Annotated in this window: 19 protein-coding genes and 1 tRNA gene; 6 read left to right on the top strand and 14 right to left on the bottom strand. The window is 67.1% G+C overall.

Features of this window, described 5'->3' with window-relative positions:
- Positions 1 to 97 precede the first annotated feature (97 nt).
- Positions 98 to 1924, top strand: coding sequence for a thioredoxin domain-containing protein (locus tag WJU27_RS19700; protein WP_341423171.1), 1827 nt, complete (start codon positions 98 to 100; stop codon positions 1922 to 1924).
- 21 nt (positions 1925 to 1945) lie between these two features.
- On the opposite strand, the gene WJU27_RS19695 is transcribed toward WJU27_RS19700, so the two are convergent.
- The 9 genes from WJU27_RS19695 to WJU27_RS19655 all read right to left on the bottom strand — a co-directional run bounded on the left by WJU27_RS19695 (position 1946) and on the right by WJU27_RS19655 (position 9443).
- Entirely contained in the window at positions 1946 to 2443 is a 498-nt protein-coding gene (locus WJU27_RS19695; protein ID WP_341423170.1) for a DUF1579 domain-containing protein, read from the bottom strand.
- Positions 2444 to 2591: 148 nt separating this feature from the next.
- Positions 2592 to 3683 (bottom strand): redox-regulated ATPase YchF, encoded by a 1092-nt coding sequence (ychF, locus tag WJU27_RS19690; RefSeq protein ID WP_020165830.1) that lies wholly within the window; start codon positions 3681 to 3683, stop codon positions 2592 to 2594.
- Between the two features lie 15 nt (positions 3684 to 3698).
- The gene (gene pth, locus WJU27_RS19685; protein ID WP_020165831.1) at positions 3699 to 4325 is read right to left on the bottom strand and encodes an aminoacyl-tRNA hydrolase; all 627 of its coding nucleotides are present in this window, start codon (positions 4323 to 4325) and stop codon (positions 3699 to 3701) included.
- A 9-nt stretch (positions 4326 to 4334) separates the two neighbouring features.
- Complete coding sequence (locus WJU27_RS19680; RefSeq protein ID WP_020165832.1) at positions 4335 to 4946, bottom strand: 50S ribosomal protein L25/general stress protein Ctc; 612 nt, start codon at positions 4944 to 4946, stop codon at positions 4335 to 4337.
- A 61-nt stretch (positions 4947 to 5007) separates the two neighbouring features.
- Positions 5008 to 5958, bottom strand: a complete 951-nt coding sequence (locus tag WJU27_RS19675) for a ribose-phosphate pyrophosphokinase (protein ID WP_019916805.1) — start codon at positions 5956 to 5958, stop codon at positions 5008 to 5010.
- A gap of 156 nt (positions 5959 to 6114) precedes the next feature.
- Positions 6115 to 6191, bottom strand: a tRNA-Gln gene (locus WJU27_RS19670).
- 41 nt (positions 6192 to 6232) lie between these two features.
- The gene (ispE, locus tag WJU27_RS19665) at positions 6233 to 7129 is read right to left on the bottom strand and encodes a 4-(cytidine 5'-diphospho)-2-C-methyl-D-erythritol kinase (RefSeq protein WP_341423169.1); all 897 of its coding nucleotides are present in this window, start codon (positions 7127 to 7129) and stop codon (positions 6233 to 6235) included.
- Positions 7126 to 7710, bottom strand: coding sequence for a lipoprotein insertase outer membrane protein LolB (gene lolB / locus WJU27_RS19660; RefSeq protein ID WP_020165834.1), 585 nt, complete (start codon positions 7708 to 7710; stop codon positions 7126 to 7128). The genes ispE and lolB overlap by 4 nt, the downstream gene beginning before the upstream one ends.
- Complete coding sequence (locus tag WJU27_RS19655; RefSeq protein WP_029143841.1) at positions 7710 to 9443, bottom strand: tetratricopeptide repeat protein; 1734 nt, start codon at positions 9441 to 9443, stop codon at positions 7710 to 7712. The genes lolB and WJU27_RS19655 overlap by 1 nt, the downstream gene beginning before the upstream one ends.
- A gap of 185 nt (positions 9444 to 9628) precedes the next feature.
- Here WJU27_RS19655 and mutM point away from each other — a divergent pair, with 185 nt between their 5' ends.
- Complete coding sequence (gene mutM / locus WJU27_RS19650) at positions 9629 to 10441, top strand: bifunctional DNA-formamidopyrimidine glycosylase/DNA-(apurinic or apyrimidinic site) lyase (protein WP_341423168.1); 813 nt, start codon at positions 9629 to 9631, stop codon at positions 10439 to 10441.
- 46 nt (positions 10442 to 10487) lie between these two features.
- Positions 10488 to 12443: a dynamin family protein gene (locus tag WJU27_RS19645; RefSeq protein ID WP_419541946.1), complete on the top strand. Its 1956-nt coding sequence runs from the start codon at positions 10488 to 10490 to the stop codon at positions 12441 to 12443.
- A gap of 21 nt (positions 12444 to 12464) precedes the next feature.
- Here the strand turns inward: WJU27_RS19645 and WJU27_RS19640 are convergent, their stop codons facing one another.
- The 5 genes from WJU27_RS19640 to WJU27_RS19620 all read right to left on the bottom strand — a co-directional run bounded on the left by WJU27_RS19640 (position 12465) and on the right by WJU27_RS19620 (position 16558).
- The gene (locus tag WJU27_RS19640) at positions 12465 to 12716 is read right to left on the bottom strand and encodes a YfhL family 4Fe-4S dicluster ferredoxin (protein WP_029143842.1); all 252 of its coding nucleotides are present in this window, start codon (positions 12714 to 12716) and stop codon (positions 12465 to 12467) included.
- 1 nt (position 12717) lies between these two features.
- Positions 12718 to 13218 (bottom strand): pantetheine-phosphate adenylyltransferase, encoded by a 501-nt coding sequence (gene coaD, locus WJU27_RS19635; RefSeq protein ID WP_020165839.1) that lies wholly within the window; start codon positions 13216 to 13218, stop codon positions 12718 to 12720.
- Positions 13215 to 13748 carry a 16S rRNA (guanine(966)-N(2))-methyltransferase RsmD gene (gene rsmD, locus WJU27_RS19630; protein WP_341423166.1) on the bottom strand — a complete coding sequence of 178 codons (534 nt, stop codon included), beginning with the start codon at positions 13746 to 13748 and terminating at the stop codon, positions 13215 to 13217. The genes coaD and rsmD overlap by 4 nt, the downstream gene beginning before the upstream one ends.
- 84 nt (positions 13749 to 13832) lie before the next feature.
- Positions 13833 to 15173, bottom strand: coding sequence for a M16 family metallopeptidase (locus WJU27_RS19625; RefSeq protein ID WP_020165841.1), 1341 nt, complete (start codon positions 15171 to 15173; stop codon positions 13833 to 13835).
- Positions 15173 to 16558, bottom strand: a complete 1386-nt coding sequence (locus WJU27_RS19620) for a M16 family metallopeptidase (protein WP_341423165.1) — start codon at positions 16556 to 16558, stop codon at positions 15173 to 15175. Before WJU27_RS19620 ends, WJU27_RS19625 begins: the two co-directional genes overlap by 1 nt.
- Before the next feature lie 107 nt (positions 16559 to 16665).
- On the opposite strand from WJU27_RS19620, the gene ftsY reads away from it, so the two are divergent.
- From ftsY to ftsX, 3 genes are read left to right on the top strand one after another with little or no spacing between them, the layout of a single operon-like run.
- The gene (ftsY, locus tag WJU27_RS19615; protein ID WP_341423164.1) at positions 16666 to 17712 is read left to right on the top strand and encodes a signal recognition particle-docking protein FtsY; all 1047 of its coding nucleotides are present in this window, start codon (positions 16666 to 16668) and stop codon (positions 17710 to 17712) included.
- A gap of 7 nt (positions 17713 to 17719) precedes the next feature.
- Positions 17720 to 18370, top strand: a complete 651-nt coding sequence (locus tag WJU27_RS19610; RefSeq protein WP_020165844.1) for a cell division ATP-binding protein FtsE — start codon at positions 17720 to 17722, stop codon at positions 18368 to 18370.
- Positions 18367 to 19266, top strand: a complete 900-nt coding sequence (gene ftsX, locus WJU27_RS19605) for a permease-like cell division protein FtsX (protein ID WP_296813264.1) — start codon at positions 18367 to 18369, stop codon at positions 19264 to 19266. The genes WJU27_RS19610 and ftsX overlap by 4 nt, the downstream gene beginning before the upstream one ends.
- Positions 19267 to 19268 lie beyond the last annotated feature (2 nt).

The following is a 19268-nucleotide window of genomic DNA, read 5'->3' as shown; positions in this document are numbered from 1 at the left end:
AGCCCGCTCGCCCGCCCGAATGTGGGCTTTGGCGTACGCGGCTGTCCTCATTGTCGCGTTCGCGCCGGCCGCACCTGCCGCCCGCGAAGGACATTCGATGAACACCGACACCGCACTCGCACCGCGCAACCGACTGGCCGGTGAAACGTCCCCCTATCTGCAGCAGCACGCCGGCGATCCGGTGCACTGGTATCCATGGGGCGAGGCCGCCTTGGCCGAGGCACGCCGGCTCGATCGCCCCATCCTGCTGTCGGTCGGCTACGCCTCCTGTCACTGGTGCCATGTGATGGCGCGCGAGTCCTTTGCCGATCCGGCCACGGCTGCCGCAGTGAACGAGGGCTTCATTGCCATCAAGGTGGACCGCGAGGAGCGACCGGACATCGACGGCCTCTACCAGCAGGCGCTGCAACGGCTGCGTCGCGGCAACGGCGGCTGGCCGCTCACCGTCTTCCTGTCGCCGCAGGGCGTGCCCTTCTACGGCGGCACCTATTTCCCGCGCGAGGCGTCCGGTGGGCAGAGTGCGCTGCGCGACGTCCTGGCGTCGGTCAGCACCGTGTGGACCGAAAGGCGCGCCGATCTGGCGCGCCAGGACGAGGCGCTGATTGCCGCACTGAGCGCCGCCTTGCCACAGCCCACCGGTGCGCCGCTGGACCCGTCGGTGCAGGAGCAGGCGATACAGCAGCTGGCGGTCGCCTTCGACGCCCGGAACGGCGGCTTCGGCGGCGCGCCGAAGTTTCCGCACCCGACCGACCTCGATTTCCTGCTGCAGCTGGACAGCGACATCGGCACACCGTCGCCGCGCACGATGGCGCTGGAGTCGCTGCGTCACATCGCCGAAGGCGGTCTGTTCGACCAGCTCGGCGGCGGCTTCTTCCGCTACAGCGTCGATCCGACCTGGCACATCCCGCACTTCGAAAAGATGCTGTGCGACAGCGCCATGCTGCTGCCGCTCTACGCCAATGCCTGGAGGGCGAGCGGCGAAGCGCTGTTCCGGCGCGCGGCCGAACTCACCGTGGACTGGGCATTGCGCGAAATGCGCAGCGACGACGGACTGTTCTGCGGCGCCCTCGCGGCCGACGACGCCAGCGGCCGCGAGGGGGGCACATATCTGTGGGAAGCGTCGGCGCTGCGCGAAGTGCTGACACCGGTCGAATGGGATCTGTGCGCCGCACACTGGGGGCTGATCGACCCGCCCGGCTTCGAGGGGAAGTTCTGGCATCTGCGCGTTGCCCGCCCGGCGGAAAAGCTCGCCACGATGCTGGGCCAGCCGGTGGACGCGGTGCAGGCGGTGATAGACGAGGCGCGCAGTCGTCTGCTGGAGCGCCGCAACGAGCGCGGGCGCGCCGCACGTGACGGCAAGACACCGACTGCCTGGAACGCGCTGATGGTGAACGCGCTCGCCCACGCCAGCGCCGTACTCGGCCGCAGCGACTGGCTGGAGGCGGCGCGCACGACCTTCGACGCGCTGCGCGCGGCACGCTGGCGCGAGGACATCGACGGCGCCGACCGTCTGCAGTCGCTGCCCGGCATCGACGGCTTTCTCGACGACCACGCCTTCCTGCTGGATGCCGCACTGACGCTGCACGAAGCGATGCCGCGCGACGGCGACCTCGCCTTCGCCGCACGGCTGGCCGAGGTGATGCTGCTGCGTTTCGAAGACGACGCCAGAGGTGGCTTCTTCTTCACCGCACACGACGCGCTGCCACTGTTCCACCGCAGCAAACCCGCCCTGGACGCTGCCACGCCTGGCGGCAACGGCGTCGCCGCGCTGGCCTTGATCAGACTGGCACGGCGTACCGGCAACACCCGCTACGTGAACGCGGCCGAACGCTGCGTGCGTCTGTTCGCCGCCACCGTGCGAGCCGACCCGGCCAGCCATACCCGCCTGCTCATGGCCGCGCGCTGGCTGGACGAAGGGCGTTGATCAGCGGAGAAGGCGCGTCGCTCAGGCGGCTCGCTGTCTCCGGTAGCGGATACGCATGATGGGCGACCAGTTGCCGTCGGCATCCTGCACGTGCGAAGACAGCGTCCGCTCGTCCGGACCAAGGACCTCTATCGTGTCGCGGTAGCGCGCGGTGCCGCTGCCCGAGAAGGCCGGTCCTTCGCTGTACAGCGACAGCACGCGGCCGGCTGCGTCCAGTTCGCCCTCGTACTGCCACAGCGTCGTCATCATCGACCCTGCCCAGTTGCCGACGAAGCGGCCTCCGTCTCCGCGCGCGGGGTCGAAGCCCAGGGTCATCAGAGTGAAGGCCGCGCTGCCGTCCGGCATGTCACCGCGCCCCTCGAACAGCACCCACAGTTCGCCGAGCGCGCGCACGGTTTCGCTACCGCTCCAGCACGCGTCGTCCGCGGCGCCGTCGGCCACCGGTTCGCTCTTTCCGCGCCATTCACCCTCGAACTGCCTCAGCCATCGATGCTGATCCTGCGGCTCTGTATTCATCATCTTCTCGCCCTCCGTCCTGTCGTGACGCCTTTCCCGATGCCCGGCGTATACGAGGTAGACGAACCGGAGCGGAAAGATTCGACAGCGGACGAAAAAAAGCCCTGGCAACCACGGGTTGCCAGGGCTTCTGCGGCGGTGGAAATGCAGCTCAGACGTTGAACAGGAAGTTCAGCACGTCGCCGTCCTTGACCACGTATTCCTTGCCTTCGGCGCGCATCTTGCCGGCTTCCTTCGCGCCCTGTTCGCCCTTGAAGGCGATGAAGTCGTCGAAGGCGATGGTCTGGGCGCGGATGAAGCCGCGCTCGAAGTCGGTGTGGATGACGCCGGCCGCCTGCGGTGCGGTGTCGCCCTTGTGGATGGTCCAGGCGCGCACTTCCTTCACACCCGCGGTGAAGTAGGTCTGCAGGCCCAGCAGGTCGTAGCCGGCGCGGATCAGCCGGTTCAGGCCCGGCTCTTCGAGGCCGAGATCGGCCAGGAAGGCCTTCTTGTCCTCGTCGTCGAGGTCGGCCAGCTCGGCTTCGATCTTCGCGCACACCGCCACCACCGGCGCACCTTCCTTCGCCGCGAATTCGCGCAGGCGGTCGAGGTAGGGGTTGTTGTCAAAACCGTCTTCGAGCACGTTGCCGACATACATGGCCGGCTTGATCGTCAGCAGGCACATCGGTTTCACGATGGCCTTGTCGTCGTCCGACAGGTTCAGCGTGCGCGCCGGCTTGCCTTCGTTCAGGTGCGGCAGCAGCTTTTCCAGCACGGCGACCAGCTTGGCGGCGTCCTTGTCGCCGGCGCGCGCCTTCTTGGTGTCGCGCGCAATGGTGCGTTCGACGGCGGCGAGGTCGGCCAGCGCCAGTTCGGTCACGATGGTTTCGATGTCGGCGATCGGATCGACACGGCCATTCACGTGCACCACGTTCTCGTCGTCGAAGCAGCGCACCACGTTCACGATGGCGTCGGTTTCGCGGATATTGGCGAGGAACTGGTTACCCAGGCCTTCGCCCTTGCTGGCGCCGGCGACCAGACCGGCGATGTCGACGAATTCGACGATGGCCGGCTGTATCTTCTGCGGCTTCACGATCTCGGAAAGCTGGGCCAGACGCGGGTCCGGCACCTCGACGATGCCGACGTTGGGCTCGATCGTGCAGAACGGGTAGTTCTCGGCGGCGATGCCGGCCTTGGTGAGCGCATTGAAAAGCGTGGACTTGCCGACGTTGGGCAGGCCGACGATGCCGCATTTGAGGCTCATGTCTGGATTCCTTGATTAGGCACTCTTGGGCGCCTTGCCGGCGCCGGGCTTCGCATTGAGCAGGGTGGACACGCGCGTCCAGTCGCCAGCGGCAATCATCGGCCAGGCGTCGAGCGCACGCTCGATGGCGGCGTCGATGTCGCGCTGTTCCTCGATGCGCGGACGGTGCAGTACATAGTCGGCCACTTCCGACCCCGGCGCCAGCTGGCGCGGGTGACCGATGCCGATGCGCAGCCGCCAGTAGTCGTTGCTGGCCAGGTGGGCGCTGATGTCCTTCAGTCCGTTGTGACCGCCGAGGCCGCCGCCGAACTTCAGGCGCAGTTCGCCCGGCTGGATGTCGAGCTCATCGTGCACCACCAGTATTTCAGCCGGTGCGATGCGGAAGAAGCGGGCAAGCGCACCGACCGACTGGCCGGAGCGGTTCATGAAGGTCTGCGGCAGCAGTATCGTGATGCCGTCGGCACGCGACGAACCGGTGAAGCCGTTGAATCGCGCTTCACGGTTGAGCGTGACGCCCAGCTTGCGTGCCAGCCCCTCACAAAACCAAAACCCGGCGTTGTGCCGGGTTTCGGAATAGTCCGGACCGGGGTTGCCCAGTCCGACGACGAGCCGGGGCACGGCTTTGGAACCGTTCCCGGACATCGTCTGTACTTACTTCTCTTCGCCGCCTTCGGCCGCGGCAGCTTCGTCAGCCTTGGCGCCGCGCGGCAGCGTCACGGTGGCGATCACCGGATCGGTGCCGTGGGTCAGCGCTTCGACACCGGCCGGCAGCTTGATCTGCGACACGTGGACCGACTGGCCGACCGACAGGCCGGACAGGTCGACTTCGATGAATTCCGGCAGCTGGCTGGGCAGGCACTGGACGTCGATCTCGTTCATCACGTGCGACACGATGCCACCCTGCAGCTTGACGCCCGGGGCCACGTCGGCATTGATGAAGTGGAACGGCACCTTGGTGTGCAGCTTGTGCGTGGCATCGACGCGCTGGAAGTCGACATGCAGCACCTGCAGCTTGTAGGCGTGCATCTGGGTGTCGCGCAGCAGCACGGTTTCCTTCGTGCCTTCGACGTTCAGCGTCAGCACGGATGCGTGGAAGGCTTCCTTGCGCAGGGCGTGGAAGATTTCGTTGTGGTCGAGCGTGATCGGCGTGGCGGGCTTGTCGCCGCCGTAGATGATGGCCGGGACCTGGTCGGCGCGACGCAGGCGGCGGCTCGCTCCGGTGCCCTGCGCATCGCGCTTCTTGACGTTCATTTCGATGGACATGATGACTCCTGGTGGATGAAGGGTCGCCCGCGACCAGGCGACCCGGGGTGTCCCGCTTCAATTACTCCATGAAGAGGGACGAAACGGATTCCTCGTTGCTGATGCGCAGCAGGGTTTCGGCCAGCAGCTCGGCGATGGACACGACACGGATGCGGCCGCAGGCCTGGGCGGCCGGCGACAGCGGGATGGTGTCGGTCACGACCAGCTGGTCGAGATCGGAATTCTGGATGCGATTGACGGCCTCGCCCGACAGCACGGCGTGGGTACAGTAGGCCAGCACGCGGGCGGCGCCGTGCTCCTTCAGCGCCTGCGCCGCCTTGCACAGCGTGCCGGCGGTGTCGACCATGTCATCCATGATGACGCAGGTGCGACCGGTCACGTCGCCGATGATGTTCATCACCTCGGACACGTTCGCCTTCGGGCGACGCTTGTCGATGATGGCGAGATCGCACTCGAGACGCTTGGCAAAGGCACGTGCGCGCACCACGCCGCCGACGTCGGGCGAAACGGCCATCAGGTTCGGATATTCCTGCTTCCAGATGTCGCCAAGCAGGATGGGCGTGGCGTAGATGTTGTCGACCGGAATGTCGAAGAAGCCCTGGATCTGGTCGGCGTGGAGGTCCACCGTCAGCAGGCGCTGCACGCCCACGGCCTGCAGCATGTTTGCCACCACCTTGGCGGTGATCGGCACGCGCGCGCTGCGCGGGCGGCGATCCTGGCGGGCGTAGCCGAAATAGGGCATCGCCGCGGTGATGCGGCCGGCCGAGGCGCGCTTCAGCGCATCGACCAGGATGACCAGTTCCATCAGGCTGTCGTTGGTCGGCGCACAGGTCGATTGCAGCACGAACACGTCCTTGCCGCGGACGTTCTCGAGGATTTCGACGTTGACTTCGCCGTCGGAGAAACGGCCCACCTGCGCGCGGCCGAGCGACATGTTGAGCCGCTTGGCAACGTCCGCCGCCAGTTTGGGGTTGGCGTTGCCGGTAAAGATCATCAGGCTGTCGTAAGCCATGCTGCCTCGCGAAACTCGGTGATTGCTGAATTGAAACCGGGAGAACCGGTCCTGCTCTTTCCAGGCGGATGACCGGTTTCAACCCGTCGGCATGCCTGCTGCCCTGAAAACACATCGGGCAGGCCCGCACTCCCTGCGGGCCCGCCCGATCAAATTTGGCTGAGGAGGAAGGATTCGAACCTTCGAATGCCGGAATCAAAATCCGGTGCCTTGACCAACTTGGCGACTCCCCAAACTCTGCATCGACCGTGTCGCGCCTTCGCGCCACCCGGTGTCAAACCTGTGCAGACATCCGGTACAGTGGGTGCTCGTCCAGCCCCTGTGCAACGAATCCCTGCCAGCCCGCCGGCCACGATGCCGACGACGCCTTCATCAAATCCTGTGCTGCCTGCAGATCGGCGCATTGTACAAACACGCACGCGCCCGAACCGCTCATTCTTACCGCGCCGCGCCCGGCCAGTGCCGCCAGCATGTCGATGGCCTGTCTGACTTCCGGGTACAGCCTTGCTGCGACCGGCTCAAGATCGTTGCGCCCGAAAAGCGCCGCCGAGTCGGCTGCTGCAGCAAAGTCCGCTATTGTGCAAGCTTCAGTATTTCGTGTCAATTCCGGGTCGGCAAAAATCCGTGGCGTCGGTACCGACACGCCGGGCGCCACGACGAGGTAGGCCGCCGGCCGCAGTTCGAGCGGTTGCAACAGCTCGCCAACGCCCTCGGCAAAGGCGCTGCGACCGAACACGAAAACCGGCACGTCGGCCCCCAGCCGCAGCCCCAGCGCCTGCAACTGCGCGCGCGGAAGATCAAGTTCCCACAGTCGATTCAAGGCCAGCAGCACGGTCGCGGCGTCGGAACTGCCGCCGCCGACGCCACCGCCCATCGGCAGCCGCTTGTCCAGTTCGATGTCCACGCCACGCCGGCAGCCGGTTTCCGTCTGCAGCAAACGGGCAGCACGCACGCACAGGTCGTCGGCCTCGGGCACGCCGGGCAGCGGGTTGACGCGCCTCACCTCGCCATCGTCCCGTGGCGAGAAGCGCAGGCGGTCGCCGAAATCGACGAAGCGGAAGGCGGTCTGCAGCAGATGGTAGCCATCCGGGCGGCGGCCGGTCACGTGCAGGAACAGATTGATCTTGGCCGGCGCGTCGAGCCAGACCTGCCAGTCGATACGCGCAGTCACGGCAACGGGTACCAGGCGTCGATGCGCAGACGGAAGCTGTGTTCGCCGTCGCTGGCGTCGATCTGTCGCGGCAGCGCGTCCGGGCTTTCACCGTCGTACTCGGTGAATTCGACCCGCCAGGACTGTTCGGTCAGCACCGCGACACGGCCGGCGGCGTCGCGCGACCGCACGTCGGCGCTCCCCGGCCGACCGGTCACCCAGTAGGCGGCCCGCGACAGCGGCAGTTCGGCGCCGAACACCGCACGCGACAGTTCGTCGAGCGTCGCCGCCTCGGTGACGCGCTGGCGCTCGTCGATCAGGCGCACCCCCTGTTCGTCGCGCACCAGCTGCGCCAATACCTTGCCGAGTGGTCCGTTGATCTGCAGTTCGTCGCGATCGCGGGCATGCTGCCAGTCCAGCGCCGCCGAGGCGGTCTGTTCGGGCCCTTTCACGACGAAGCGCCCGCTCAGCGAAAAAGCGGGATTGACCGCGTCACGCGCACGTTCGCGCAGCGCGAGCACCTGCGGATCTTCGACAGCCGGCGGCGGAAGCGCGGCACAACCGGCCAGCGCCAGAGCGCCGGCGCACAGCAGCACCCGCATCACGGGATGTAGCGCTTGATGGTCGATTCCAGCGCGGCGTTGTCCGGATGCTGTGCAGCAACCGTGCGCCACAGCTTCTCGGCGTCCTCGCGACGACCGAGCAGCCACTGCACTTCGCCGAGGTGAGCGGCGATTTCCGGGTCGGGGCGGATCGCGAAAGCGCGCTCCAGATAGGTCAGGGCGCCGTTCAGATCGCCGCGCCGGAACAGCACCCAGCCCATGCTGTCGAGAATGAAAGGGTCATCCGGCGCCAGTTCGAGCCCCTTGGCGATCAGCGCCTGCGCCTCGTCGAGGCGGATGTTGCGATCGGCGAGCGAATAGCCGAGCGCGTTGTAGGCATGGGCATGATCCGGTTTCACCTCGATCACCCGGCGCAGACGCTGTTCGGCGACCTCGATGCGGTTCTGCCGCTCGGCGATCATCGCCGTCTCATAAAGCAGTTCCGCATTGTCCGGCTGCGCCACCAGTGCCTCCTCGAGCACGGCGTAACCTTCCTCGACCCGGTTCGCATCGCGCAGCAGCTGGAATTCCATCAGCGCCGAACGCGCCTTGTCGCCACCCGGCCGCGCGGCCAGTTCGCGCAGGTGGGCACGCGCTTCGTCGAGCCGCCCGGTACGACTGAGCAGCAGGACGTAACGCCCTTGCGCGCCGAGGTAGTGGTCCCCCTGCCCGACCTGGCGATACCAGTCGAGCGCTTCGTCCGGCTGCTTCAGCTCCTCGGCCAACTGACCGAGATAGAGCTTGATCAGGTTCATGTCCTGATAGCGCAGCGTCAGCAGCCGCTTGAAATAGGTCTGCGCGCCAGCGTAGTCCTGCATCTGCATCGCCAGCACGCCGACCGCGAACACGACGTCCGGATTGTTCGGCGCGCCGCCGAGGATGTTCTCGAACTGCTTGCGCGCCTCGGGGAAATTGCGTTCGGCGACCAGCGAGCGTGCATATTGCAGCCGCACGTCGCGCGCCTGCGGATACTTCTTCAGGTAGTCACCCATCAGCCGCGTTGCCGCGTGCGGATCGCTTTCGGCGGTGGCCTGCGCCTTCAGCAGCAGGCCGGGCTCCCATTCCGGACGCATGTCGTGCGCCTTGGTCGCATCGGCCAGCGCACGCTTCGGCTCGCGCGCCTGCATCGCCGCCTGCGAACGCGCGAACCATGCCTCCGGGTACTGCAGATAGGGCTCGGTCAGGCGATCGACCATGGCCAGCACCTCGGCCTTGTCCGACAGGCGCCCCAGCACACGGTTGAGCCGCAGCAGACTTTCGCCTATCTGGTTGCCCTCCTGCGCGAGCAGGCTGGCGAGTTGCGGTTCGAGTTCCTGCGGCCGGTTCGCGTTGACCAGCAGGCCGGTCAGCATCTGCCGCGCCTGTACCGACTCGGGATCAAGTTCCAGCCAGAGCTGGGTGGCCTGCAGCGCGATGTCGTTCTGCCGGCTGAAGGCCGATATTTCGGCCGCGCGTTTGGCGATGCGCGGGTCGCGGGTCGACTGCGCCAGATCCATATAGGCCGACGCCGACAAACCCAGTTCGCCGCGCTGTGCCGCCACTTCGCCGAGCAGCAGCTGATAGGTGATCTGGCGCGTCAGTTCGATTTCGGGCAGCTGCGGTGCGCGTGGCGGCGCGGCCTCTGCCGGAGCCTCGGTCGGCGCAGCCGCCACCGGCGGCCGCTTGGCGGTCTGCGCGCAGGCGCCGAGCACGAGAGGAAGAAGGACAGCGAGCAGGAGGGGTCGGGTCGTCATGGGCATGATCGCCAGTGGCCAGGGTGATTTCGCAACGGACTGAAGCGCTTACGGCCTTTGAGTGTGACGGCTAGAATTCGTTGCAGCGCCCCCGGCGCACCGCCCTATGCGGCGCCAATGCCGGAAACGGCTTCGATCTTATTCCAAAACACGCCCCCGCCGCCGTGCCGCGGCTCACCTTTCCGATGCCTGAACTGCCCGAAGTCGAAGTGACACGCCGTGGCATTGCCGCGCCCCTGACCGGTCGCGTGGCGACCGCGGTCACGCTCCGCAACGCGCGGCTGCGCTGGCCGGTGCCCGCCGACCTGCCCGCCACGCTGCCCGGCCAGACGCTGCGCGACATCGACCGGCGTGCCAAATACCTGCTGCTGCGCTTCGACCGCGGCACGCTCATCCTGCACCTCGGCATGTCCGGCAGCCTGCGCGTGCTCGACCGCGACGTGCCGGCGGCCACGCACGATCATGTCGACATCGTTTTCGGCGACCGCGTGCTGCGGCTGCGCGACCCCCGCCGCTTCGGCGCGGTGCTGTGGCACGAGGGCGCCGACGCGACCCACCCGCTGCTCGCCGGCCTCGGTCCCGAGCCGCTGGGCGAGGACTTCAGCGCCGCCGGGCTGCACGCCGCACTGACGCGGCGGCAGTGCGCGATCAAGCTGGCCATCATGGACAGCGCGGTGGTGGTCGGCGTCGGCAACATCTACGCGTCGGAGAGCCTGTTCCGTGCCCGCCTGCGCCCGGGCATGGCGGCCCGACGCCTGACCCGGCCGCAGTGCGCGCGTCTGTACGACGAGATCCGCGCCACGCTGCGCGACGCGCTCGACGCCGGCGGCAGCACGCTGCGCGACTTCATGCATGCCGACGGCGAACCCGGCTATTTCCAGCAGTCCTATTTCGTCTACGGACGGGATGGCCAGCCCTGCCGCGTCTGCGGCACGGCGGTGCGCAACCGCCGGATGGGCGGACGTTCGACCTTCTTCTGTCCAGCCTGCCAGCGATAGCGCGCAGCGCCTGTGCTAGATTGACATTTGCGTGGAGGAGACGGCGATGGGCATGCAGGAGGAATTGTCGGCATATGGCGCCTGGCGTACGCGGGTCGAACAGACCATCGTGCGTCTGCGCGGCTGGCTGTTCGAAAGCAACCTGAACGACAGCCACAACGATCTGTGCATCGAACAGCTGCTGCAGAAGCTGCGCGACGACCGCCTGGTCGTCGCCTTCGTCGCCGAGTTCTCGCGCGGCAAGTCCGAACTGATCAACGCCATCTTCTTCGGCGACCAGGGCGCGCGCGTGCTGCCGTCCAGCTCGGGCCGCACCACGATGTGCCCGACCGAACTGATGTACGACGGCTCTCGCCCGGCCTGCATAGACCTGCTGCCGATCGACACCCGGCGTGGCACCACGACGGTGTCCGACCTGAAAGCACAGCCCGGCGCCTGGAAGCGCATCGAGCTCGACACCACCTCGACGGCGGCGATGCAGCAGGCGCTCGGACGCGTCAGCGAACAGCGCAAGGTGGCCATAGGCGAAGCCGAAGCGTTGGGCTTCCGCATCGACCTGAGTGGCGAAAACGGCCTGCAGCCCGATTCGCAGGGCATGGTCGAGGTGCCGGCGTGGCGCCATGCCATCATCAATCTGCCGCACCCGCTGCTGCGCCAGGGGCTGGTCATCCTCGACACACCGGGCCTGAACGCGATCGGCGCCGAACCCGAACTGACGCTGTCGCTGCTGCCGTCGGCACACGCGGTGCTGTTCGTGCTCGGCATGGACACCGGCGTCACGCAGAGCGACCTCGGCGTCTGGAAGACGCATGTCACTGCAGCCGGCGGTTCGCGTCAGGGCCGCATCGCCGTACTGAACAAGATGGACAGCCTGTGGGACGGCCTGCGCTCGGAAACCCAGATCGAGTCGGAAATCGCGCGCCAGATCGCCTCCTGTGCAGCCACGCTGGACATCCCGGAGTCGCGCGTGTTTCCGGTGTCGGCGCAGAAAGGGCTGCTGGCGCGCATCCAGCATGACGGCGCGCTGCTGTCGCGCAGCCGTCTGCCGCAGCTCGAACGCGCACTGGTCGAGGATCTGCTGCCGGCCAAGCGCGACATCGTCGGCGCCGCCGTCGACAAGGACGCACGCGAGCTGATCGCCCGCACGCGCGAGGTGCTGGCCGGCCGCCGACGCAGCATCGACGACCAGCTGGCCGAATTCTCCGACCTGCGCGGCAAGAACCGCGGCGTCATCCAGTACATGCTGAAGCGGGTGCGGGCGGAAAAGGAGGAGTTCGAACGCGGCCTCGAACGTTTCTACGCCACACGAAACGTGTTCTCGTCGCAGACCAATGTGCTGTTCGCCCACCTCGGCATGGACGCGCTGCGCGCGCGCACCAACCACACGCGCGAACAGATGGAGGCAGCCAACTTCTCGCTGCAGCTGCGCGACGCGATGAACGCCTTCTTCGACGACGTGCGTGACAGCCTGACCCGCTCGGCCGCCAGCGTGGATGAAATCTTCCGCATGATGGAAGCGATGTACCAGCGCTTCTCGACCGAACACGACCTGCGGCTGGGCGTGCCGGTGCCGTTCTCGGTCCATCGTTACGAGAAGGACATCACCCGGCTGGAAAAGGCCTTCCACCAGCAGTTCAATACCTGGCTGAACATGCTCACCACCGAAAAGCGCCAGCTCACGCAGCGCTTCTTCGAAACCGTCGCTGTGCAGGTGCGCAAGCACATGGAAGTGGTGAACCGCGACGTCGAGCACTGGCTGCGCGCCATCATGGCGCCGCTCGAGAACCAGGTGCGCGAGCACCAGAAACAGCTGAAACGCCGGTTGGAGAGCGTCAAGCGCATCCACGAGGCGACCGACACGCTGGAGGAGCGGATCGAGGAACTCCGGCAGAACGGCGCGGCGATCGATCAGCAGCTGGAGGAACTGGCACGCCTCGAAAGCGCGCTCGATTCGGCGCTCAAGGCGCCGGTACTGCGGGTCATCTCGGCCGCGGCCGCCTGAGCACGCCGCGGCCGGCGAGCGTCAGGCCTTGGCGGTGAGGTGGTTGTACTTCTCCAGCAGCTGTTCGCGGGTTTCCTTGTTGTTCGGATCCAGCGGAATGCAATCGACCGGGCAGACCTGCTGGCACTGCGGCTCGTCGAAATGGCCGACGCACTCGGTGCACTTGGACGGATCGATCACATAGATCTCCGGTCCCTGCGAAATCGCCCCGTTCGGGCACTCCGGCTCGCACACATCGCAGTTGATGCATTCGTCGGTGATTATCAAAGACACTTCATTTGCCTCCACGCATTGCTTCAACCTTGTCGCCTATCCGTGCCAGCACCGAAGGCTGCACGAACTTGCTGACGTCACCGCCCAGCGAGGCGATTTCCCGGACCATCGTCGCCGAGATGAACATGTACTGATCGGCCGGCGTCAGGAACACCGTTTCGACGTCAGGACGGAGCACCCGGTTCATGCCGGCCATCTGGAATTCGTATTCGAAGTCGGACACCGCGCGCAGACCGCGCACGATGATCCGCGCCTGGCACTCGCTCAGGAAGTCCATCAGCAGGCAGGAAAACCCGCGCACCTCGACGTTAGGATAGGCCGCGAGTATTTCGCGCGCCATGTCGACCCGTTCTTCGGTGGTGAAGAAGGGCCGTTTGGAACGGCTTTCGGCGACGCCGACGATGACGCGGTCGAACATCGCCGCTGCGCGCCGCACGAGGTCTTCGTGGCCGCGCGTGATCGGGTCGAAAGTGCCCGGATAGACCGCAATGGTGCCGTTCATGATCGTTCCAGCAGCTGGTAATGGACTTGCCCTGCCCGCCCCGCCCGCGTCGCCCGGTAATCGCCGAGCGCCGGCACGGGCTGTTCGGCCTCGCAGTAGATCACCGCGTCGTCGGTCAGCAGGTGCGGCAGATGCGGTACCACGCGATCGAGCAGGCCCTTGCCGTAAGGCGGGTCGATAAAGAGTACATCGAAGCGCTGCGGTGGCTGGGCGGCGAATTCTAGCGCATCGCCCCTGACCAGCCTGACCTGTGGTGCAGGCAGCAGTTCGACCGCTTCGCGCAGCTTGCCGAATGCGCGGGCATCGCGCTCGACCAGCGTGACCGAGGCGGCGCCGCGGGACGCGGCCTCGAAGCCGAGCACGCCGGTGCCGGCAAAGAGATCGAGGCAATGCAGCCCGTTCAGGTCCTGGCCCAGCCAGTTGAACAGGCGCTCGCGCACCGAATCCGGAGTGGGACGCAGCCCCGGCACCGCCGCGACCGGAAGGAGGCGGCTGCGCCACTGGCCGCCGATGATGCGTATGCGGGACATGCCGAGATTCTACCTGCGCGCCCGCAGGCACTTGTGGCGGCTTGTTTCGTGAAGCCGGGCGCCGCCGCAGGCCGCAGCCGGTCCTCAGTCGCCGGCGACGATCACCCGCACCATGTGATCGGCGGACAGGCGGCGCTGGAAAGCCTCCTTCACCTGTGCCGCCGTCACCGCCTCGACCCGCTCCTGGAACTTGCTGAGCCAGTCCAGCGGCAGCCCGTAGAAACCGATGGTCGCGAGGCTGTCGAGCAGCTTGCGATTGCTGTCCAGGCGCAGCGAGAAGCCATCGACCAGATTGCGCTTGGCCGCCTTCAGCTCGTCAGCGGTCGGACCTTTGGCGATGAAGGACGCCAGCGTTTCATCAACCACCTTCAGCGCATCCGCCGCCTGGGCCCGCTGCGTCTGCAGACCGATCTGGAACGGACCGGGCTGGCGCTGCGGGCTGAAATAGCTGTACACGCTGTAGGCGTATCCGCGCTTCTCGCGCACCTCCTTGGTCAGCCGCGACACGAAGCCACCGCCGCCGAGGATGTAGTTGCCGACCTGCAGCGGGAAGAAATCCGGGTCACCGCGGCGGGTCACCGGCTGACCGACGAAGATGTGGCTCTGGTTGGCCGGATGCGCGACGCGCTCGGTCGCCGCCTTGGGCATCGTCACGTCGGCGATCGGCGGCAGCGGTTCGCCGGCCGGCAGGTCGCCGGTCAGCTGCAGCGCGATCGCTTCCGCCTGTTCGCGCGTCACGTCGCCGACGATGGACACCACCGCGCGCGAGGCGACGTAATGGCGGCGGTAGTGCGCCAGCACGTCGTCGCGGGTGATGGCGGCGATCGACTCGACGGTGGCGCTGCGGCCGTAGGGGTGGTCGCCGTACAGCGCTTTCGCGAAGCGCTTGGCGCCGATCTGGTCCGGTTTGGTGTCGGCTTCGCGCAGGCTGGCGATGGCACGCGCCTTCTCGCGTTCGAGCACGGCGGCCGGAAATTCGGGCGCCGTCAGCACGGTGCGCATCAGCGCCAGCGCGCCCTCGCGCTCACGTGCGCTGGCCAGTGTGCGCAGCGACAGCCCGGCGCGGTCGTTGTCGGCCGAACCGGACAGGCGGGCGCCCAGATCGCTGAGCTTTTCGGCCAGCGCGTCCTCGTCGAGGCCACCGGCACCGGAGTCGAGCAGGCCATGGGTCATGCCGGCGAGGCCGCTGCGTCCCTCGGGGTCACGCGCCGAGCCGGCGTCGAAATCGACCTGTACGTCGAGTATCGGCAGCACGTGGCTTTCGACGAAATAGACGCGTGCGCCGTTGGCGGCCGTCCAGTGCTGGATATCGACATTGGCCAGCGCCGGCGTTGCGAACGCCAGCACGCTGACTGCGCGCAGCAGCGCGCTGCGGAAGAATCGGATCATCGGAATCACCTGCAGGAAATCGTTGTGCGTACGCATCAGTGGCGCAGACCGGCCGGCTTGGCGCGGGGCTTCGCGTCCGGGTCGAGCGGCTGCGGATCGAGCACGGCGACAGTCAGCGTGTCATCGCCGAAATACTTGCGCGCGACCGCCTGCACCTCGTCGGCGGTGACCGAGCGCAGCTTTTCCAGCATGCGGTCGGCGTCCTGCCAGCGGTAGCCGGACGCTTCAAGGCGACCGATCTCCATCGCCTGCACATAGGTGGAATCGAGCTTGTATATCTGCGAAGCAACGGTCAGCGTCTTGATACGCTCAAGTTCGGCCGCCGACACACCTTCATCGGCGATGCGCTTCACTTCCGCCCGCAGCGCGGTCTCCAGTTCGGCCACCGTGTGCCCCTTGGCCGGCGTACCGCCGAGCATGAAAGTCACCTCGCCGCGCGCGGTCGAGTCGTAGTAGGCGCCCACCTCGACCGCGATCTGGCTGCTGCGCACCAGCGCACGCGGCAGTCGCGACGCCGCGTGACCGTCGAGAATGCCGGCCAGCACCTCCAGCGCGTACGGTTCGCGATCGTTCTCGACGTCGCTCAGCTTCGGCACCTTCCACGCCATCGCCAGTTGTGGCAGTTCGGCCGGCGCCTTGACGGTGATGCGGCGCTCGCCGGTCTGTGGCGGCTCGGCAGTCACCTTGCGCACCGGCTGCGCCACCGGCTTCATGTGTCCGTAGTGCTTCTTCACCAGCTCGAACACCTTCTTGTGGTCGACGTCGCCGACCACCACCACGTAGGCGTTGTTCGGCGCGTACCAGAGCCGGTACCAGTCGCGCGCGTCGTCCGGACGCATGTTCTCCAGATCGTTCATCCAGCCGATGACCGGACGGCGGTAGGGGTGGGCGATGAAGGTGCTGGCCATCAGCTGTTCGTGCAGCTGCGACTGCGGCTGGTCGTCGGTACGCAGCCGGCGCTCTTCCATCACCACCTTCAGCTCACGCGCGAACTCGTCGTCGCCGATGACCAGATTGCGCATGCGGTCCGCTTCCAGCGCGATCATCTTCGGCAACGCCGCGGCGGGTACGCGCTGGAAATAGGCGGTGTAGTCGTGGCTGGTGAAGGCGTTGTCGTTGCCGCCGGCGCGGGCGACGATGTCGTTGAACTCGCCCGGCTTCAGTTTCTTCGTGCCCTTGAACATCATGTGTTCGAGCAGGTGGGCGACACCGGTGGTGCCGTCCTTCTCGTCCATCGCGCCGACGCGGTACCACACCATGTGCATCGCCACCGGCGCCCGGCGATCTTCCTTGACGATGACGCGCAGGCCGTTGCTCAAGGTGGTTTCAAAGGGGTTGGCGCGGGCCGGTGACGCCACTGCAAGCGTCAGGGCCAGTGCGCCACACAGTGCGATGCCATTGGAAAAACGGCGCAAATCCATCTGATACACTCTCCGCCAAAGTACGCGATCCGGGCCAAACCCTTGATCGCGCCTGTATTTTCAAGCCGTGCGGCTGTCTGCACGGTGCTTCACTGACCGTCCCCCACATGTTTGGTTTCTTCAAGAAGGACAAGCCGGCCGCACCCGAAGCGGTCGCGCAGCCGGAAACTGCGCCGACTGCGGTCGCGCAGGATAGCGCGCCCGAGGCGGCCGCGCCGAAACTGTCCTGGGCGCAGCGCCTGCGCGCCGGGCTGTCGAAGACCCGTGCTCAGCTCGGCGGCCAGCTCAGCGCGCTGTTTTCGCGCACCAAGGTCGACGACGAACTGCTGGAAGAGCTGGAAACCCTGCTCATCACCTCCGACGTCGGCCTCGACGCCACCACCCACCTGCTGGACGTGCTGCGCGAGCGCGTGCGCCGCGAGCGGATCGAGGACCCGGCCAGGCTGCGTGACGTGCTGAAGGAAGAGCTGACAAAGCTGATCGCACCGCTGGAAAAGCCGCTCGATCTGGACGCGCACAAGCCCTTCATCATCATGATCGCCGGCGTCAATGGCGCCGGAAAGACCACCTCGATCGGCAAGCTGGCCAAGCACTTCCAGGCCCAGGGCAAGAGCGTGCTGCTGGCTGCCGGTGACACCTTCCGTGCCGCCGCGCGCGAGCAGCTGGAAACCTGGGGCGCCCGCAACAACGTGGCGGTGATCGCGCAGGATTCCGGCGACCCTGCTGCGGTCGTGTTCGACGCCGTCAATGCCGCCCGCGCACGCAATATCGATGTCGTGCTGGCCGACACTGCCGGCCGCCTGCCCACCCAGCTGCACCTGATGGACGAGATCGCCAAGGTGAAGCGGGTGATAGCCAAGGCCGACCCGACCGGCCCGCACGAGGTGCTGCTGGTACTGGACGGCAACATCGGCCAGAACGCGCTGGCGCAGGTGAAAGCCTTCGACGCCGCCATCGGTGTGACCGGCCTGGTCATGACCAAGCTGGACGGCACCGCGCGCGGCGGCGTCATCGCCGCCATCGCCAAGCAGCATGCGCCGTCGCGCCCGATCGCGCTGCGCTACATCGGCGTCGGCGAAGGCGTGGACGACCTGCAGCCCTTCCGCGCCGCCGAATTCGTCGACGCGCTGTTCGACTCTCCGCAAGGCGCCTGATCGACGCATGATCCGTTTCGAACAGGTCACCAAGCGTTACCCGGGCGGCCACACCGCACTCGAACGCGTCGACATCGACATCGCACGCGGCGAAATGGTGGTCGTGACTGGCCACTCCGGCGCCGGCAAGAGCACGCTGCTCAAGCTGCTGGCCGTACTCGAACGGCCGACCGAAGGCCAGGTGCTGGTCGGCGGCGAGAACGTATCGGCGCTCAAGCGCGCCGCCCTGCCCTACTGGCGCCGCTCGATCGGTCTCATCATGCAGGACCAGCGCCTGCTGTTCGATCGCAGCGCCTTCGACAACGTGATGCTGCCGCTGGCCATCAGCAGCCACCCGCCGCGCGAGGCGGCAAAGCGGGTCAGCGCCGCGCTGGAACGGGTCGGCCTGGCCGGTCGCGACAAGGCGATGCCGGTCGAACTGTCCGGCGGCGAACAGCAGCGCCTCACCATCGCCCGCGCCATCGTGAACCGGCCGCAGATCCTGCTTGCCGACGAACCGACCGCCCACCTCGACGACGCCTACGCGCGCGACATCGCCGACCTGTTCCGCTCGTTCAACGAAGCGGGCGTGACCGTGCTGCTGACCACGCACGACGGCGGGCTGTTCGAACGCTACGCACCGCGCCGGCTGTCGCTGGCACACGGGAAGCTGCAATGAACTGGCTGCGTCTACAGATGCGCGCAGGGCTGCGCGCCGCCCGGCAGATGGTCCGCCAGCCCTTCAACACGCTGCTGGCCGCACTGGTGGTCGGCATCGCCGCCGCACTGCCGGCCACCGGCTACATGCTGCTCGGCAATCTGCAGCGGCTGGCCGGCAATGTCAGCGCCGCGCCGGAAATATCGGTGTTCATGCAGCCGGGTGCGAGCGCCGACGTGGTGAAGGACAGCGAGAAGAAGATCCGCGCGCTGGCCAAGGAGGGCCGCGTCGAACTGATTTCGCGCGACGCGGCGCTGAAGCGCTTCCGCGACAACGACGCGCTGGCCGAAATCCTCGACGCGCTGCCGGACAACCCCTTCGCCGACGCCTTCGTCGTGCGACTGAAGGACGCCGACGCCGAGCGCCTCGAAGCGCTGCGCGCCGATCTGGCGAAGCTGCCCGAAGTCGAACACGTACAGCTCGATTCCGACTGGGCCAAGCGGCTGGACGCGCTGATCGCGCTTGGCCGGCAGGCGCTGTCCATGCTGGCCGGCGTGCTCGGCCTCGGTCTGGTCGCGGTGACCTTCAACACGATACGGCTGCAGTTGCTGACCCAGCGCGACGAGATCGAAGTGAGCCGCCTGCTTGGCGCCACCGACGCCTGGATACGCCGCCCCTTCCACTGGTTCGGCGCGCTGCAGGGCCTGCTCGGCGGCGCGCTTGCCGGCCTGCTGACGCTGGTCGCCACGCGCATGCTGGCGCAGCCGATGAGCGAACTGGCCGGCCTCTACAGTCTGGAATTCGTGCTGCGTCCGCTGGCCGTCCTCGACTGGGCGGCGCTGCTGGCCCTCTGCGCACTGCTCGGCTGGCTGGGTGCCAGCGCCTCGGTGCGCCGCCACCTGTCGCGCATCGCCTGAGC

Origin of the sequence: Methyloversatilis sp. NSM2 (assembly GCF_038066675.1) — a bacterium.
In the GTDB taxonomy this organism is placed as follows: Bacteria; Pseudomonadota; Gammaproteobacteria; order Burkholderiales; family Rhodocyclaceae; genus Methyloversatilis; species Methyloversatilis discipulorum_A.
This window is presented reverse-complemented; position numbering and strand designations above follow the sequence as displayed.

What these genes read in the sequence shown, in the direction of transcription:
- WJU27_RS19680 (WP_020165832.1), bottom strand. Translation starts at nt 4,946, where the DNA reads ATGTCCATCGAAATGAACGTCAAGAAGCGCGATGCGCAGGGCACCGGA.
- ychF (WP_020165830.1), bottom strand. Translation starts at nt 3,683, where the DNA reads ATGAGCCTCAAATGCGGCATCGTCGGCCTGCCCAACGTCGGCAAGTCC.
- WJU27_RS19610 (WP_020165844.1), top strand. Translation starts at nt 17,720, where the DNA reads ATGATCCGTTTCGAACAGGTCACCAAGCGTTACCCGGGCGGCCACACC.
- ftsY (WP_341423164.1), top strand. Translation starts at nt 16,666, where the DNA reads ATGTTTGGTTTCTTCAAGAAGGACAAGCCGGCCGCACCCGAAGCGGTC.
- ftsX (WP_296813264.1), top strand. Translation starts at nt 18,367, where the DNA reads ATGAACTGGCTGCGTCTACAGATGCGCGCAGGGCTGCGCGCCGCCCGG.
- WJU27_RS19625 (WP_020165841.1), bottom strand. Translation starts at nt 15,173, where the DNA reads ATGCGTACGCACAACGATTTCCTGCAGGTGATTCCGATGATCCGATTC.
- mutM (WP_341423168.1), top strand. Translation starts at nt 9,629, where the DNA reads ATGCCTGAACTGCCCGAAGTCGAAGTGACACGCCGTGGCATTGCCGCG.
- WJU27_RS19700 (WP_341423171.1), top strand. Translation starts at nt 98, where the DNA reads ATGAACACCGACACCGCACTCGCACCGCGCAACCGACTGGCCGGTGAA.
- WJU27_RS19645 (WP_419541946.1), top strand. Translation starts at nt 10,488, where the DNA reads ATGGGCATGCAGGAGGAATTGTCGGCATATGGCGCCTGGCGTACGCGG.
- lolB (WP_020165834.1), bottom strand. Translation starts at nt 7,710, where the DNA reads ATGCGGGTGCTGCTGTGCGCCGGCGCTCTGGCGCTGGCCGGTTGTGCC.
- WJU27_RS19655 (WP_029143841.1), bottom strand. Translation starts at nt 9,443, where the DNA reads ATGACGACCCGACCCCTCCTGCTCGCTGTCCTTCTTCCTCTCGTGCTC.
- coaD (WP_020165839.1), bottom strand. Translation starts at nt 13,218, where the DNA reads ATGAACGGCACCATTGCGGTCTATCCGGGCACTTTCGACCCGATCACG.
- WJU27_RS19620 (WP_341423165.1), bottom strand. Translation starts at nt 16,558, where the DNA reads ATGGATTTGCGCCGTTTTTCCAATGGCATCGCACTGTGTGGCGCACTG.
- WJU27_RS19675 (WP_019916805.1), bottom strand. Translation starts at nt 5,958, where the DNA reads ATGGCTTACGACAGCCTGATGATCTTTACCGGCAACGCCAACCCCAAA.
- rsmD (WP_341423166.1), bottom strand. Translation starts at nt 13,748, where the DNA reads ATGTCCCGCATACGCATCATCGGCGGCCAGTGGCGCAGCCGCCTCCTT.
- WJU27_RS19695 (WP_341423170.1), bottom strand. Translation starts at nt 2,443, where the DNA reads ATGATGAATACAGAGCCGCAGGATCAGCATCGATGGCTGAGGCAGTTC.
- pth (WP_020165831.1), bottom strand. Translation starts at nt 4,325, where the DNA reads ATGTCCGGGAACGGTTCCAAAGCCGTGCCCCGGCTCGTCGTCGGACTG.